Genomic DNA, 15,943 nt, shown 5'->3' with positions numbered 1-15,943 from the left:
CGCTCGTGCGCTCAAAACTCCACCTTCGGCGCCACGTCGGCGCCCGGGACCGTGGCCTGGAAGGTGGGGCGAACATCGAGCCCTCGCATCGAGGCGCCCACGCTCGTGGGGAACTTGCGGACCTGGGCGTTGTACTGGGCCACGCTGTCGATGTAGCGCTTGCGCGCGACGGCAATGCGGTTCTCGGTGCCCTCGAGCTGCGAGCGCAGGTCCCGGAACGCCTGGTTGGCCTGCAGCGTGGGATAGCGCTCCGACACCATCAGCAGCCGCGACAGCGAGCTCGACAGCCGCCGCTGCGCCTGCTCGTACTGTTGGAAGCGCTCGGGATCATCGAGCATCGAGGCATCGACCTTGATGCCAGCCACGCTCGACCGCGCCTCCGTGAGCTCGGTCAGCGTGTCCTTTTCGAAGTCCGCCTCGCCCTTGACCGTGGCCACCAGGTTGGGGATGAGCTCCGCCCGCCGCTGGTACTGGTTCTCCACCTCGCCCCACGACGCCATCACGGCCTCGTCCTCGTCGATGATCGAGTTGTAGCCGATCACCTGGCACGAGAGGACCATCACGCCGAGGACGACCGCGATGACGATGCCGATCTTGAGACCCTTGCTCACTGATGTCCTGCTCCCTCCGCCTCGACCCCGAGGCTCGCTGGCCCGTAGCTCCGGGCGCGCGCGACAACCACGGACGAGCCTAATCGGTTCCCGCGATCCCCACCATCCCGTGGCACGGAACTCCGATCGACGGGTCGCTCGGCGCGATTCGAAAGGATCGAGCCATGCATCGGGCTCGGCGGCCGCCCACGAGCGGTCGCCGAGCTCGTGCGCGGGCGCGAGCGGCCGCAAGACCGTCCCAAGGCGACCGCCAGCTCGTGGGCCGAGGGCTCAGTACCCGCGCTTGGACAGCCCGAACGCCACCTGTCGCAGGAACCGAGCCGAGTCGTAGCCCGTGATCCACAGCGGGCCGCCCTGGTCCTTGACCTGATCGAGGTGATCGGCCGGGATGCAGCCTCGCATGCGCCCCCACGTTGCGCTGTGCACCGAGACCACGCCGTCGTTGATTCCCCCGACCACGGCCGACAGCGGGATCAGCATCGCCGCCATGCGATCGTTGCCAAAGCCGAAGAAGTACGGCTCGGCCGCCAGCACGTCGCCGCACTGCGCCTCCACGCCGTCCTGCCACTTGGCGATGGGGCTGGAGACCCCCGCCCATGACTGATAGAAGACCTCGGCGTCGTCGGGAGTGTTGGCGTTGAAGACGGCCGTGCCCGCGGTCGAGAGATCCTCGAGCGCGCCGATCAGATCCTCGTCGTCGCCGCCCTCGAAGTTGTTCTCGAGCGCAGCGACGACCTTGTCCATCAGCCAGTCCACCCACTCGTTGTCGGCGTCGGTCCAGCCGAGCACCGTGTCGGCCACCACCGAGCCGCGGTGCGGCGTGGCGATGGTGGTGACCGAGGCCACGCGATCGGCATAGCCGAGGTGGTGCACCAGGTAGCGCGAGTCGAGCCCACCCATCGAGTGGCCGATGAGGTTGACCTTCTCCACCCCGTACTGCTCGAGGATCGCGTCGACCTGCGCCGCGAGGTGCTCGGCCCGCACCGCCACCGGAGCAATGGGCGGCAGCGACACCCGCTCGACTTCGTGTCCATCGGCGCGCAGCGCCGGCTCGAGCCCAATGAAGGCGCCCCCCTTGTCCATGAACCCATGCACCAGCACCAGCGGGTACTGGGCCGCGCTCCCCTCGGGATCGGGCCCGACTGGACCCACATTGCACGCCGCGTCGGGCCGTGGGCAGTACCAGTCGCACTCGTCGTCCTCGTACCAGTTCTGGCCGAGGTCGTTGGTCGACAGCGCACAGATGTCGTCCCCCCATGCCGCGGCGCCAATCGAGGTCAGCTCGGCCACCTCGAGCTTGGTCATGCCCTGCTCCACGGGCACCGGATCGGGATCGTCGGTCGGAGGCGTCCCCTGACCGAACACGAGGGGTGAAGGGCGACGGCCATCCTCCACGTCGCAGCCGACGGCGAGGGTCGTCAGCAGGAGCGCGACGGCGAGCGGGGCCAAGGGACGAGGCGCGTGGGTCATGGTGACCGTCGCCTGAGCAATCGGCGTGCCAACGAAGAACGCATGCGATCTCGGTGGGAGGATCGACCTCGAGATCGTCCTCTGGGCAAGTTGCCCAACGCCTCGGGGCAACTCGCTGAGCCGCCGCTTGCTCGGACGGCCCTCGGACGACGCTCAGCCGGCCCGCAGCGCCACCGCGGCTCCGAACACCCCGAGGCTCGCAATCAGGATCAGCAGCTGCACCACCCCACGCAACGCGGGTGAGCTGCGAGACGCGGTGCGCTGGTGGTAGGCGGCAAGCCCCACCGTGAGCGCCACCAGGCCCAGCTTGGTGTGCAGCCGACCGTAGGTCCACGGCCACCCGTGCAGCTCCACCTGCACCACGCCGGTCACCAGCGCCACCCCCATCGCCGCCCAGCTCACCCGCCCGAACTGGCGTGCCGCCGCCTGCAGCAGCGAGCGCTCGGCCCCGGCTCGACGCAGCGCCACCACCAGCGCGGCCAGGACGATGAGCCCTCCGGTCCAGGTGGCGGCCGCCAACAGGTGCACCCAGCGCAGCACGAGCAGCGAGGTCATGAGCCCCTGCTTAGAACAGCTCACCCTGCGTCGCAATCGGAGCCACCGGCTCGACCAGCTCGGGGCCGTCGTTGCGCACCGAGTTGACGCGCCTTCCCACCGTGTGGCGCAGCAGTGTGCCGTCGGGCGCCGGCCGTACGAGCGCGAGCAGCATCTGGGGGTCCTCGCCCCGCAGCCACGGCTCGACCATGTCGGGCTCGAGCACGGCCGGCATGCGATCGTGCACGCCTCCGATGTCCCGCGAGGGTTCGGTGGTCACGATCGTGGCATGCAGGCCCTCGGCATCGGCGAGCACCAACCCCGCGAGCAGCAGCAGCCCTCCATCCCCCCGCCGGAAGTACCACGGCTGCCGCTGCGGGCCCTCCCACTCGTAGAACCCGCGCAGGGGCACCACCGCCCTCCCCCGCCGCAGCATCGTGCGCCACATGGGCCCGCGCAGGCGATCATCGCGTGCATTGATGGCGATCCCCCCGCGATGCCGCGGCACGCCCCACCGCGCGAGCAGCAGGTGACGCCCCGCATCGTCGCGCCGCAGCACCCCCAGCGGATCGGTGGGCGCGAGGTTGTGGCGAACCGGCAGCACCCGGACCTCTGGATCCACGAGGTCGGCCTCGATCGCCTCCGCCAGCTCGACCCCATCGGGGCGCACGCCTCGTCCGCACATGACGGCCCCAAGCGTACACCGTCGGGCACCGGCGTCCTGGACCCGGCCGCCCCCGGGAATGCAACCCCTGCTGCCGATCGTACGGGCAGCGATGCGCACGCTCGCTCCCGCCCTGCTGGCGCTGGCCCTCGTCGCCTGCATGGCCCCGCCCGAGGCCGAGGACCTGGTGCTCGCCGACGACGACGAGTTCCTGGGCCCCGCGGAGCTCCACGCCGTTCCCGATGGCGTGCGTCCGCCCCCCTCGACCACCGACGAGCCCGAGTTCGAGACGCCCGCGCTCGTACGCCGCGGCTCGGCCCCTCGGTTCGAGCCCGACCGCGGCGAGGATCCGTGCTGGAGCGTGGAGTCACGGGGCTTCCCCGCGATCTCCGTCGACGGAAGGACCGTGGTCGTGCCGCAGGCCGACCACCTGCAGCTGAGCACCTTCCCCGGCTCGCTCGACCTGAAGTGGCACGACGTCGCCACCGGCGAGGTGACCCGCACCGATCCCATCACCGCCTTCGACGACGGCCTCACCTGGGAGGCGGAGTGCCCTCGGGTCTCCCGCGAGATTCGCAAGCATGCGCGGACGGCCAACCGCGCCCTCGCCGAGCAATCCTGGCGCGCGATGGAGCCGCTGCCCCTCGAGCCGTTCTACCCGGACAACTCCATCATGGAGTACTACCGGGAGACGCCACCCGAAGAGCGGCCGGTCCAGGTGCTCATCCAGCACGAGGAGATCATCGTGCGCATCGTCGGGGTCAGGGTCTTCGAACGGCACCCGCTCGCCGAGAGCGTACGGTCGATGCCCTACCGCGTCTACGCCGATCGCGAGACGGGCACCGTCGCCGTGGTGACCATGGACTGCATCGGCGACTCATGCACCTGCGACCCCAGCTTCACCACCCAGGTCGTGCACTGGCAGCCCGAGACCTTCGAGGCCATCGACCGGCACCCCTGCGTGGCCGACGACGAGCACTCGGACGACGGCTACTGCGAGCCCCCCGACTTCGGCTTCAACGACGACCCCTACCCCTGGTCGCTGAGCTCCTGACTCGAGACCTGGGCCAACCAAGACCTATGCCAACACGAGCTCGTAGATCGACACGGTACCGCTTGTCTCGTGGGTCACCACGAGCAGCGGGTTGCCGGTGGGGCTGTCGATCGCCGCGATGAACACGAGGCCCTCGGGTCCGAGATCGCCGGCGGTACCCAGCGCGGCATCGCCGGCGAAGTCACGGGGGTTGACGTAGCCCCACGGCACCGGCGCGAGCGGATCGTCGACGTTCCACACCATGAACCCGCCGACCCGCTCGAGGCCCACGAACACATAGGTGGAGCCGAACGCCTCCCCGACCGCCAGCCCCTCGGGCTCGGGGCCCTTGTCGTCGCTGCGAGAGTCGAGCGAGTCATTGGCGTCGTTGTCGGTGTTGAAGCCCTCGGGGAACACGGCCGCGACCGTCTGCTCGATCACGGCCCCGCTGTCCCACACGAGCGTTCCGCTCGCGTCGAAGATGCTGATCGAGCGCGAGCCGAACGCCCAGAGCTCGTCGAGATCACCATCGCCGTCGAGGTCACCGCAGCTGCTGCTGACGCGCAGACGACCGAGGTGCTCGTCCTGCTGCAGATGGACCGCGTCCGGGAATGCGCCGGGGTCGAGGATCACGTCGGCGATCCGCACCTGCTCGTCGAACCCGTCGTATTCACGGGCATCGCCCTCGTTGGCCGTGACCAGGTAGGTGCTGCCGCCGACCTCGAACACGGCGATCGCATCGGGCTGGCGCATGCCCCACACGGGCCAGGCGCCGATCTCGATCACACCGTCCTGATCGCTGGCATCGAGACCGGTGACGGAGTGATCCACCAGCCCCATCCCCACCACGCTGGTGACGGCGGCGCCCGCCAGATCGACGATGGCCATGGCGTTGTTCTCCTGCAGGGTCACGAACGCGGTGCTGCCGTCGGGAGCCACCGCCAGGAACTCGGGCTCGAGGTCCTTGGCGATCGACGCGCGAGGACCGAAGACTCGAGTGGTCGCGTCGAGATCCCCGGGCACGAGCGCGCCAAAACCCACGGTAGTGACATCGGCCTGCTGCACGCCGGCCACCCCGCCCGAGACGTCGATGAGGCTCACCGAGCCCTCCGGATCGACGTGGCCGCCACCATAGCCCGAGGGCTCGCCCTCGTTGGCGGTCAGCACGGTGGTGCCGTCGGGACTGAAGGTCACCATGTCGGGCAGGGCCCCCACCGTCACCGAAGCGAGCGGGTTGCCGTCGAGGTCGAAGAACGACACCCGCCCCGGGTTGGTGATGATGGCGCTCGGTACGGCCACGGCGACGACCCCGTCGCGCACCGCCACCGAGGTGGGTGCCCCCAGGGTCCGATCGGGGAACGGGATCGCACGCACGAACGCGGGCGAGGTGGGGTCGCTCAGGTCGACGACGTCGACCGACTTGGCCATGCCGTTGGTGACCAGCAGCGTCGACGACTCGGGATCATACGCCGCAATCTCGGCGGCCCCCTGGTCGAAGAGGCCGACGAGGGAGCCGGAGGCGTAGCGACCGATGCGATGGATCTCGAGGCTGCCGCCGACCTCGACCCCGACCTCGCTGGCGCGGCGCTCGGCAAGCGCGTCGAGCTCGGGCGCGAACGGGTCCTGGGAGTCATCGTCGCAAGCGCCCGTGAGCACCGCAGCGAGCGCGAGGAGGCGTGTGAACGTTCGAGAGCGCACCCCCAGGGGTTACGAAGCCCGTGGGTCATGGCAAGCCCGTCCTCGAAGTTGTCACATGGCGGTCGAGTCCATCGGTCCGCCGTCCCGTGGGCGCACGATGCTACCATCGCTTCGTGCCCGCCCCCCGCAGCCCCTACTACACCGAGGATCACGAAGCCCTGCGCAGCACCGTGCGTCGCTTCGTCGAGCGCGAGGTCGTCCCCCACATCGACCAGTGGGAACGCGATGGCGCGCTGCCCCGCGCGCTCTACCTCGCGGCGGGCGAGATCGGCCTGCTCGGGCTCGGCTTCCCCGAGGAGTACGGCGGCACCCCTGGCGATCAGTTCGCACAGTTCGTCGCCACCGAGGAGCTGTGTCGCGCCGGCTCGGGCGGCCTCGTCGCCAGCCTCATGAGCCACGGGATCGGCATGCCGCCCGTGGCCAGGCTCGGCTCGCCGCAGCTCAAGGCACAGGTGCTGCCCCCGGTGCTGCGCGGCGAGAAGATCGCCGCCCTGGCGATCACCGAGCCCAGCGGGGGCTCCGACGTGGCCAACCTCCGCACCCGCGCCCGCCTCGATGGCGATCACTGGGTGGTCGACGGCAGCAAGACCTTGATCACCTCGGGCATGCAGGCCGACTACATCACCACGGCGGTGCGCACCGGCGGCGAGGGCATGGAGGGCGTGTCGCTGCTGGTGATCCCCGGCGATGCCCCGGGCCTGTCACGGACGCCGCTGCAGAAGATGGGATGGTGGTGCTCGGACACCGCCACCCTCTACTTCGAGGACTGCCGCGTGCCCGTTGGCAACCTGGTGGGCATGGTCAACCAGGGCTTTGCGGCGATCATGAGCAACTTCAACGGCGAGCGGCTGGGCATCGCCGCCGTGGCGATCGGCATGGCCCAGGTCTGCTACGACGAGGCGGTTGCCTACGCACGCCAGCGCGAGACCTTCGGGCGGCCCCTCATCACGCGCCAGGTGATCCGCCACAAGCTCGTCGACATGGCCCAGGACATCGGCGCCACCCGGGCCTACCTCGAGGCGATCGCCTGGCGCGTGGACCGAGGGCAGTGGCCGATCGCGGAGGTCTGCATGCTCAAGAACCAGGCCACCCAGTGCCTGGAGCACTGCGCCAAGGAGGCGGTGCAGATCCTCGGCGGCGCCGGCTATGTCCTGGGCGCCAAGGTCGAGCGGATCTACCGGGAGACCAAGGTGCTCTCGATCGGCGGCGGGGCCGAGGAGATCATGAAGGACCTCGCATCACGCCAGCTCGGGCTGTGAACCCCTGAAAACGGCCTCGACCATCCCATCGATCGAAATCCACCATTACGAGTATTACTACCGAATTCCGAGGTCAGTCTCGGGTCCCCTCTCGCTTGAGGGTAACTTGGTACCACCGTACCATCGATCCATGGAGACCAAACGGGAGGCCCGGGTCCCGGTCGAGCGCGTCCAGACCGGCGTTCGGCTCGAGAAGCGGCTGCTCAAGGTGCTCAAGGGCCTGGCCGAGATCCACGATCTCACCCTCGGCGATCTGCTCGAGGGAATCGTGCTGCATGCGTTCGAGGGCAAGGCGCCGTTCTCCCCGGAGACCCTGGCCAAGATCGGCGACCTCAAGCGGATCTACGGACTCGACCTCGATGCCAGCCACGCGCATCGACTCAAGGAGGGGGAATGACCGCACCGGCATCGACCACGGGCTCCGACCCCGTCCCGCCGTGGGAGCAATTTGCGTCCGGAGCGATGGGTACGTCTCATCGCGCACACCTTCGGCTCGCCTACGAGTCGCTGTGTCATGGCGACGCAACCACCGTGCTCCCCCATGTCGACCGTGCGCTTCGTCGGCTAGCCACCGCGCACGGTCACCCCGAGAAGGTGCACCTCACCCTGACCGCGCTCTGGCTGCTGGTGGTGCAGGAGCGCATGGCTCGCGTCCCCGCGCCGAGCTTCGAAGCACTGCTGGCCGCGCACCCGGATCTGCTCGACGCTCGCGCCCTGCCGCTGCGGTACTACCACGAGTCCACGCTCGCCGATCCGCTCGCACGGCGCATCTTCGTGCTGCCCGATCGCGGGACCGCACCCCGGGTGACCGCCGCTTCGACACCGCACGCCCCGTGACACCACGCGCCGTTTCATTGAGCCCCGTTGCACTCCCGTCACCGGCTTGCAGCGCGAGGCGAGCCGACGACTCCGGCCGTGGATTTCGCCCTCCCCGATGCCCTATCCTCGATCCACCATGGCATGGATGGGGGCGACGCGATGGGCAGGCGTGGGGGCACTGGTGCTGGGCTGCGCCTGCGGAGGCGATGACGACGGGCGAGGCGACGGCAGCGGCGGCGGCACGAGCCTGAACACCTTCGGCCCCACCACCGGCCTCACCGACAACGACGACAGCGTCGTCGACGACACGGGCGACAAGTTCGACGTGGGAGGCACCGATCTGGGCGGCAACGGAGGCGACTGCCCCGGCGGCGGCGGCATGCAGGGCGAGGTCGACTTCAGCATCATCTGGATCGCCAACTCGCCCGAGGGCACCGTCTCCAAGATCGACACGGTCAGCGGCGTCGAGCTGGCCCGCTACTACACCGGTCCCACCAATGGTTCCGACGATCCCTCGCGCACCTCGGTCAATCTCGCGGGCGACGTGGCGGTGACCAATCGCGCGGGTGGCATCGTGAAGATCGCCGCCCGCGAGGAGCAGTGCGTGGACACCAACGGCAACGGGGTCATCGACACCTCGACCGGCCCCGGCGACGTGCGCCCGTTCGGCCAGGACGAGTGTCTGCTGTGGCACGTGCCGCTGCCCAACGGCGGCAGCAATCAGCAGGGCCCGCGCCCCACGGCCTGGGACGCGGGCGCGAGCAACAACCCCTGCGCCCCCGACGGCTTTCGCGTGTGGGTGGGCTACTACGATCTGCCGGCGAGCGTCGGGCGCTTCTACCGGCTCGCCGGCAACGACGGCACGATCCTCGACGAGGTCACCGCGCCGGGCTGGGATCCCTACGGCACCAACTATGGCCCCTACGGCGGGGCGGTGGACGCCAACGGCAACTTCTGGGTCACGGGCCTGTGGGGCAACCTCGTGCGCATCGACGCGGTCACGCTCGACGTGCAGCGCTGGGACTTCCCCGGCGACACCGATCCCTATGGCATGACCGTGGATGCCAACGGCCACCCGTGGACCGCGGGCTGGAACGGGCACCTGGTGCACTTCGACCCCGCCACACAGGCCTTCGAGCAGTTCCAGATCGGCAATCGACTTCGCGGCCTTCAGATCGACCGCAACGGCATGCTGTGGGCCGCCGTCAACAACGGCTGCGGGGTCGCGCAGTTCGATACCAACACCAAGACCGTGGTCAACGCGCTGATCCCCTTGCCGGGCTGCGCCACCCCGGTGGGGGTGAGCATCGACATCGACGGCATGGTGTGGATCCCAGACCAGGGCGCCAACCTTGCCTTCAAGATGGATCCCACCACCTACGCCACGAGCGTGACCAGTGGCCTGGTGGGGCCCTATACCTACTCGGACATGACCGGCGCCGGGCTGGGCCTGGTCTACAACCCGCCCACGGGCTGAACGCCCCCATCCTCGACTCGACTGCTAGCGTGGGCCTGGTGGAGCCCACTCTGCCCTCCCCTCGGCTCGGCGACCGCAGCCTCTTCCCGGCCCTGGAGGCGCGCGCCTATCTGAACCACGCTGCGATCTCACCGCCCTCGCAGCGGGTGCAGGCGGCCGTGGTCGAGCTGATGAGCCGCTACGCCGCGCAAGGCGTGGGCGCGCTGTCTCACTCGCTCGAGCAGCGCGAGCGTCTGCGCCAGCGGCTCGCCGCGCTGGTCGGAGCCGCACCGGACGAGCTGGGCTACGTGGCCAACACCACCGCGGGCGTGCGTGCGGTGGCGCTGTGCGTACCGTGGCGCGCCCGCGATCGCGTGGTGCTGCTCGATGGCGAGTTCCCGGCCAACGTGACCCCGTGGCAGCGCGCGGCCGAGCTGTTCGGTCTTCGGCTCTCGTGGCTGCGAGCCCAGGACTTCTTCGGATCCTTGGGCGCGGGTCTGCAGACCCTCGAGGACGCGCTGCGGCTGGGTGCCCGGATGGTCGCGGTCTCGGCGGTGCAATTCCAGACCGGGCTGCGCATGCCGCTTGCCGAGATCGGAGCGCTCTGTCGCGCCCACGGAGCCGAGCTGTTCGTCGATGCGATCCAGGGCTGCGGGGTGGTGCCGATCGACGTGGAGGCCATGCAGATCGACTACCTCTCGTGCGGCAGCCACAAGTGGCTGATGGGGCTCGAGGGGGTGGCGTTCGTCTACGCGAGGCGAGAGCGAGCAGCGGCGCTGCGTCCGGTGGTCGCTGGATGGCTGAGCCACGAGGAGGGCCTGCGGTTCTTGTTCGAGGGCGCGGGGCACCTGCGCTACGATCGCCCGATCCGAGCGCGTGCCGATCTGGTGGAGGGCGGTGCCACCCCGAACATCCTGTTCGCGGCACTCGAGGCCTCGGTGGAGCCGATCGCCGCGCTCGGGGTGCCGGCGATCCTCGAGCACGTGGGCGCCTACGACGACGCGCTCGAGCGAGGCCTGCTCGAGCGCGGCTTCGGCAGCGAGCGCAGCCCGATCCCCGCGCAGCGCTCGGGCATCCTCGCCGTGCAGCCTCCCGCGGGCGTCGAGCTCGGGCCGCTCCACCAGGGCCTGCAGCAGCGCGGCATCGCGTGCACGACCCCCGACGGCCGGCTTCGCTTCGCCCCTCACTGGCCGAATTCGCTCACCGAGATCGACGCCGTGCTCGCGGCGGTCGACGAGACGATCGCCTCCGGCGCTCGCCTCACGTGAGCCCCGAGCGCTCCTCGTCGTGCGCCGGATTCGCCGAGAACCCCACCGCCGACGGCGTGCTGTTCCCCATGCAGGTGTGGTACGGCGGTTGTCAACGGCACTCGTCGCAGCGCCCCTGGAGCTGGATCCGAACCTCCCGGGTCCGAACCGAGCGAGGGACCCGGCTGCCGCGGGGCAGCGCGAGCTCGAGCTGGGGCATGCAGGTGACCTCGCCGCACTCGGTGCACAGGAAGTGCGCGTGCTCGTGAGCGGCGGCATCGGCCTCGTGCTCGTCGTCCAGCAACTCGAAGCGCCACACGTGGTCACCCACATCGGTGCGCCGCAAGAAGCCCGCCTCGACCAGCGCCACCAGGTTGCGAAACACGGTGGCGGGATCCCACGCGCCGCCGTGCAGCCGCGCCACCACCTCGGAGTGGGTCAGCGGCGCTGCGGCCTCCTGCAAGGCCTGCAGCACGGCCATCCGCGCTGGAGTCGCCCGCAGGCCGGCCTCGTGCAGCGCGGCGCGCAGCGCTTGGTGCGGATCTGGCTTCCCCATCGGTCGGCCCAAGGTGCGAGTCTGGCACCGCAATGCAGGGTGCGGCAAGCCGTACGAAGGCCGAGGCATCGCGCTCGACGCGCTGGCGTACGAGCAGGCTTGGCGGCGGCGCGACCAAGCCCATGACGTCCTCTCAGCACGACCGGCACACGAGCTGCGAGGACTCGACGAGGCCCGGGGGTCGAGGCCGAACACGGGTTCGTCGAGCCGCAATGGCGTGGCCGTCGAGCCGCACCGTTCGTGGACTGGACGATGTATTGCAATACAATTGCAAGTGTGGGATGTTCGTCGAGACCCTCGTCGGATCGCAACCTCGACGAGCAAGCCATGACCAGGAGGTTCACTCATGTCGCAAGTCGACACGTCGTCGGATTTCGATGTCGCGATCATCGGTGGTGGCCCGGCCGGGCTCGCCGCCGCGCTCACCCTCGGACGCGCGTGCCGGCATGTCCTGCTCTGCGATGCCGGCATTCCGCGGAATGCCGTCGCGACTCACATTCACAACTTCGTCACGCGAGACGGGACGCCGCCGTCGGAGTTTCGCGCGATCGGTCGCGCCCAGCTCGCGCCCTACACGACGGTCGAGCTCCGGGACGCGCACGTCGAGTCCATCGGTGGCACTCGCGATGACTTCGAGGTGCAGACGTCGTCCGGCACCGTGCGAGCACGCCGAGTCATCCTCTGCACCGGCATGCTCGACGAGGAGCTCGCGCTCCCGGGGTTCTCCGAGGCGTGGGGGCACTCGATCTTCCAGTGCCCGTACTGCCACGGCTGGGAGGTCCGCGGGCGCCGCTGGGGCTACCTGGCCCTCGATCTCGATGCGCTGCAGCACGGGTTTGCGACTCTCCTGCGCAGCTGGACCGAAGACGTCGTCGTCTTCACCAACGCGAGCTTGGACGTGCCGAGCGAGATCCGCGATGCGCTCCAGCGCAGCGGTGTGCAGCTCGAGTCCCGTCCGGTGGCCCGCCTCGTCGTCGCAGGAGAGCGGCTGACCCACGTCGAGCTCGCCGACGGAGAGCGCGTCGCATGCGAGATCCTGTACGCTCATCCGCCTCAGCGCCACGTCGAGGTCGTGCAGCGGCTCGAGCTGGCCCTCGACGGGCTGGGCTACGTGCAGGTCGACCCGATGACGCGACAGACCTCGACGCCGGGTCTCTACGCGGCCGGCGACCTGACCACGCGCGCCCAGGGGGCGATCTTCGCGGCTGCGACCGGGGCCCAAGCCGCGGCCATGGTCAACCACGACCTCGGCGCGAGCGCCCCGCCGCGCTGAGCTTGGCCATCGGCTCGAGCCTATCGTGTCTGCCGATGCTTCGATCGCTCGTGTTGGCCGGAGCCAACCTCCGCTGCAACCAAATTGCATTACAAGTCGAACGACCACTACGGCACCGTCAGTTCGAACTCCACCAACGCATCCACGTCGCCCGGCAGCGCCTCGCCCGCGGCCAGCATCGCCGCCAGATCGGCCTCCTTCTGCGGCGCGCCGTTGAGCTCGGGCAGGTGCCGCAGCATGACCACGAAGGTCCCCGTCCCCACCGTGCGCGCGGTGATGGTGTGGGCGAGCCCGACCGGCAGATCCTCGCCCTCCGCGTTGGCCCCGTAGCGGCTCTCGGTGTCGGCGTAGGCGTGCAGGACCGGCGTCTGGGGATCGGCGGCGGTCGCGGGGCCCTCGACCGCCGTGCCGCTGATGAGCACCTGGTGCTCCTCGGCCTCCTCCTCGATCTCGGCCGTGATGTCCTCGGCCGGATCCTCGAGCTCGTTGAGGAACTCCACCCGCAGGTCATAGGTGGTGCCGGCCATCAGCGCGATCGGATCGGCCGAGCCCGACATCCCACCGTCGCCATCGGGATCGGTGAACGAGGCCACCACCGCGTCGGCGCCCCCTTGCGGGGCGAAGGTGAGCCGCACCGTGGTGATCACCTCCGACTCATGGTCGTGCTCGTGCCCGTGCTCGTCGTGCTCGTGGCCTTCCTCGCACCCCCCCAGCAAGGCGAGCGCCGCGGCCAGGCCGAGCGAGGTCAACGAGCGGGAGAACCGAGGCGAGCGTCGAATCGACATGATGCGAGATGACGCCACAGATGTAACCCAATTGCAAGTGCATCCGGCCTGCAACGGAGCGCCCCGCCGGGCCCGGTGCCAGCGGCTCAGCGGTGGTGGTGCTCGTGCCGCCCGTGCTCGTGCCGCCCCGGTCGATCGAGCGCGAAATCCAGCGACAGCCGCAGCCGCAGCTCCCAGCCCGGCTCGTCGGCAAAGTAGCGCAGCAGGCTCGTGTACTGCCGATAGCGCGCATTGGTGAGGTTGCCGCCCTCGAGCCCCAGCGACAGCACCTGATCGCCCAGCGGCAGCTCTACCCCGGCCGCGGCGCCCAGCAGGAAGTATGCCGGCGGCGGCGGGGCGAAGTCGGCGGCGAGATCGTAGCGGCGCTGATGATCGACGAGCGTGCCGCCCACCGAGACGTAGCCGTTGCGCAGCCGCCACGCTTCGGGCCAGCGGTAGGTCACGCCCAGGCGATAGCGACCGGGTGGCACGAACACCAAGAACCCCTGGTGGGTCACGTCACGCGCGCGAACCACCGACAGCTGCCCGTCGATCGAGACCGGCCAGCGCGGCGGTGCCACCACGAACGCATGCTCCGCCCCGTAGAACACCGCGTCGACCGGGCGGAACGAGAACACCTGGTAGGTGCCACGGATGGTCTCGTTGAGCCCCAGCGGCCCGTCGGTGGGCTCTGGCGCGAAGTAGATGTACTCGTCGACGTAGTTGAAGAACCCCGAGGTCTCCGTGCGCAGCCACCGATGGGACGTGCTCGCGGTGAGCGAGCTGCCCCAGGTGCGCTCGACCCCCAGCGCCGATCCACCCAGCCCCAGCACGGGGAACGACGGCGCGATGCCGTTGAGGAAGTGCTCGTCGACGTTGGGGAAGCGCGCGGTCGAGGTGAGATCGGCACGTAGCTCGAGCCCCCGGGCCGCTCGCACCAGCACGCCGTAGGAGCCCGAGGGCGCGTGGAACGGGAACCGGCAGCGGCCCCCGCCGTTCGGAGTGCGCTCGCAATCGTCGGGATCGAGGCGCCCCGTGCCGGTCTGCCCCAGGTAGTCGCGCTCGCCCAGCATCGAGGTGCGCTGCATGCCGTCGTAACGCACGCCCCACTGCATCTCGAAGCGCTCGGTCACCACCCGCTCGAGCACGAACGCGCCGCCCGAGAGCTGCACGTAGTCGGGGATCAGCGTCTGGTTGCTGTCGAACGCGTTGCGCTGGTGGAGCCCGCCCACCCCCGCCACGCCCTCGAGCCACAGCCCCTCGGAGAGCGGCACCGGGGCGTGCTCGAACGCCACGTCGCCGGTGTGCGTGCGCAGGCGCAGCTCGATCTGCGGGCCCTCCACGCCCTGCCGCACCACCGCGTACTCCTGGCGGTGGTTGTCCTGGAAGGCGTAGGTGGCGTGCAGCTGCCCCGCGCGCGGGAGCATCACCCGTCCGCGTGCCGCGGCCAGATCGTGGGTGACGCGCTGGAACGGCCGCTCGATGCGGTACTCCGAGGTATACTGCTCGACCCCCACCGGGACCCCGCGCTCGATCGTCTGGGCGAACGACTCGGGCGAGTCGATGGTGAGGCACGTGCAGATCCCCGCCTGCTGGAAGTGACGGCGATACGACAGCCGCACCTCGAACGCATCGCGCTGGTAGCCGAGGCTCCCGCCCGCGTTCCACACCAAGGACCCGGTGTTGTCGAGCGGGTAGTCGGGCGCCGAGAGTCCCGCCGCGCGCGTGGCGTTGCCCTCCACCCGCCACGCGAAGCCCGGCAGCCGCCGATGCGTCCCGTCGATCCGCAGCGCCGACACCCCCTGCCGGCCATTGCTGACCCCCACGAGGTGCGCCTGCCCGCGCACGCCGGGCTCACGCGGCAGCGGCGGAGGATCCACCAACACCACCCCGCCCACCGCGTCGGGTCCGTGGCGGATCGAGCCCGCGCCCTTGATCACGGTGATGCTGCCGGCCGAGAACGGATCGATCTCGGGCGCGTGATCGATCCCCCACTCCTGCCCCTGGTGCCTCACGCCGTCGAACAGCAGGAGGTTGCGGCGCCCGTACTGCCCACGGATGATCGGCTTGCCCAGCCCCCCCGCCGACGAGCGCAGCACCGTGACCCCGGGCACCCCCGCGACCGCATCGGCAAAGCCCTTGCCGCGGGTACGCGCGAGCGCCTCGCCTTCGAGCGTATCGCTCGCTCGGGTCTCGGTGGCCGCCGTGGCCGCCACCTTCACCAGCACGTGGTCGTCGTGCTCGACCTCGCGGGGCAGCGCATGCACGTCGACCGCGGTGTCGCCGTCGACCGCCACCTGCTGCCGCACCGTGTGGTACTCGGGCCGCTCCACCGTGAGCGCATGGTCGCCGGGGCACACGTCGTGCAGCTCGAAGTGGCCGGTCTGGTCGGTCTCGACGCTCGCCTCGCCCAACCGCACCAGCGCACCGGCCACGGGCTCGCCCGTGCTCTCGTCGACCACCCGCCCCTCCACCGTGTCGGTACAGGGCGAGGGCGGCGCCAGGGTTCCCAACCAAAGCGCCAGCGCGATGCTGCCCGTCATCGTCGACGTCCCCGGT

General features: G+C 70.1%; 15 protein-coding genes. 7 read left to right on the top strand and 8 right to left on the bottom strand.

All coding sequences use genetic code 11. The features are described 5' to 3' along the window. Positions 1-11 precede the first annotated feature (11 nt). From OEB96_RS32215 to OEB96_RS32200, 4 genes are all read right to left on the bottom strand, one after another. A complete protein-coding gene (locus OEB96_RS32215; protein WP_266220660.1) occupies positions 12-611 on the bottom strand; it encodes a LemA family protein in 600 nt (199 codons plus the stop codon). 270 nt (positions 612-881) lie between these two features. Further along, positions 882-2,081, bottom strand: a complete 1,200-nt coding sequence (locus OEB96_RS32210) for an esterase/lipase family protein (protein ID WP_266220659.1) — start codon at positions 2,079-2,081, stop codon at positions 882-884. A 153-nt stretch (positions 2,082-2,234) separates the two neighbouring features. Then, complete coding sequence (locus OEB96_RS32205) at positions 2,235-2,636, bottom strand: hypothetical protein (protein ID WP_266220658.1); 402 nt, start codon at positions 2,634-2,636, stop codon at positions 2,235-2,237. 10 nt (positions 2,637-2,646) lie between these two features. Further along, complete coding sequence (locus OEB96_RS32200) at positions 2,647-3,300, bottom strand: SOS response-associated peptidase (protein ID WP_266220657.1); 654 nt, start codon at positions 3,298-3,300, stop codon at positions 2,647-2,649. Between the two features lie 91 nt (positions 3,301-3,391). Here OEB96_RS32200 and OEB96_RS32195 point away from each other — a divergent pair, with 91 nt between their 5' ends. Beyond that, the gene (locus tag OEB96_RS32195) at positions 3,392-4,333 is read left to right on the top strand and encodes a hypothetical protein (RefSeq protein ID WP_266220656.1); all 942 of its coding nucleotides are present in this window, start codon (positions 3,392-3,394) and stop codon (positions 4,331-4,333) included. A 24-nt stretch (positions 4,334-4,357) separates the two neighbouring features. Here the strand turns inward: OEB96_RS32195 and OEB96_RS32190 are convergent, their stop codons facing one another. After that, a complete protein-coding gene (locus OEB96_RS32190; protein ID WP_266220655.1) occupies positions 4,358-6,010 on the bottom strand; it encodes a choice-of-anchor I family protein in 1,653 nt (550 codons plus the stop codon). A 113-nt stretch (positions 6,011-6,123) separates the two neighbouring features. Between OEB96_RS32190 and OEB96_RS32185 the strand changes: the two genes are divergently transcribed. From OEB96_RS32185 to OEB96_RS32165, 5 genes are all read left to right on the top strand, one after another. Further along, on the top strand, positions 6,124-7,269 hold the full coding sequence (locus OEB96_RS32185) for an acyl-CoA dehydrogenase family protein (RefSeq protein ID WP_266220654.1): 1,146 nt from the start codon (positions 6,124-6,126) through the stop codon (positions 7,267-7,269). 130 nt (positions 7,270-7,399) lie between these two features. Beyond that, positions 7,400-7,666 (top strand): hypothetical protein, encoded by a 267-nt coding sequence (locus tag OEB96_RS32180; protein WP_266220653.1) that lies wholly within the window; start codon positions 7,400-7,402, stop codon positions 7,664-7,666. Positions 7,667-7,731: 65 nt separating this feature from the next. Next, entirely contained in the window at positions 7,732-8,106 is a 375-nt protein-coding gene (locus OEB96_RS32175) for a hypothetical protein (RefSeq protein WP_266220652.1), read from the top strand. Positions 8,107-8,224: 118 nt separating this feature from the next. Continuing rightward, positions 8,225-9,565: a Vgb family protein gene (locus OEB96_RS32170; RefSeq protein ID WP_266220651.1), complete on the top strand. Its 1,341-nt coding sequence runs from the start codon at positions 8,225-8,227 to the stop codon at positions 9,563-9,565. A 38-nt stretch (positions 9,566-9,603) separates the two neighbouring features. Next, on the top strand, positions 9,604-10,812 hold the full coding sequence (locus OEB96_RS32165; RefSeq protein WP_266220650.1) for an aminotransferase class V-fold PLP-dependent enzyme: 1,209 nt from the start codon (positions 9,604-9,606) through the stop codon (positions 10,810-10,812). 91 nt (positions 10,813-10,903) lie between these two features. Here the strand turns inward: OEB96_RS32165 and OEB96_RS32160 are convergent, their stop codons facing one another. Next, on the bottom strand, positions 10,904-11,347 hold the full coding sequence (locus OEB96_RS32160; protein ID WP_266220649.1) for a Fur family transcriptional regulator: 444 nt from the start codon (positions 11,345-11,347) through the stop codon (positions 10,904-10,906). A 346-nt stretch (positions 11,348-11,693) separates the two neighbouring features. Between OEB96_RS32160 and OEB96_RS32155 the strand changes: the two genes are divergently transcribed. Beyond that, on the top strand, positions 11,694-12,620 hold the full coding sequence (locus tag OEB96_RS32155) for an NAD(P)/FAD-dependent oxidoreductase (protein WP_266220648.1): 927 nt from the start codon (positions 11,694-11,696) through the stop codon (positions 12,618-12,620). Between the two features lie 107 nt (positions 12,621-12,727). Here OEB96_RS32155 and OEB96_RS32150 read toward each other — a convergent pair whose 3' ends face one another. After that, on the bottom strand, positions 12,728-13,405 hold the full coding sequence (locus OEB96_RS32150; RefSeq protein WP_266220647.1) for a hypothetical protein: 678 nt from the start codon (positions 13,403-13,405) through the stop codon (positions 12,728-12,730). An 86-nt stretch (positions 13,406-13,491) separates the two neighbouring features. Further along, positions 13,492-15,927, bottom strand: a complete 2,436-nt coding sequence (locus tag OEB96_RS32145; RefSeq protein ID WP_266220646.1) for a TonB-dependent receptor — start codon at positions 15,925-15,927, stop codon at positions 13,492-13,494. Positions 15,928-15,943: the final 16 nt, after the last annotated feature.

Source organism: Paraliomyxa miuraensis (assembly GCF_026337845.1).
Taxonomy (GTDB): domain Bacteria; phylum Myxococcota_A; class Polyangia; order Nannocystales; family Nannocystaceae; genus Paraliomyxa; species Paraliomyxa miuraensis.
The sequence above is the reverse complement of the archived record's forward strand: the minus strand, read 5'-3'. Positions and strand labels throughout refer to the sequence as shown.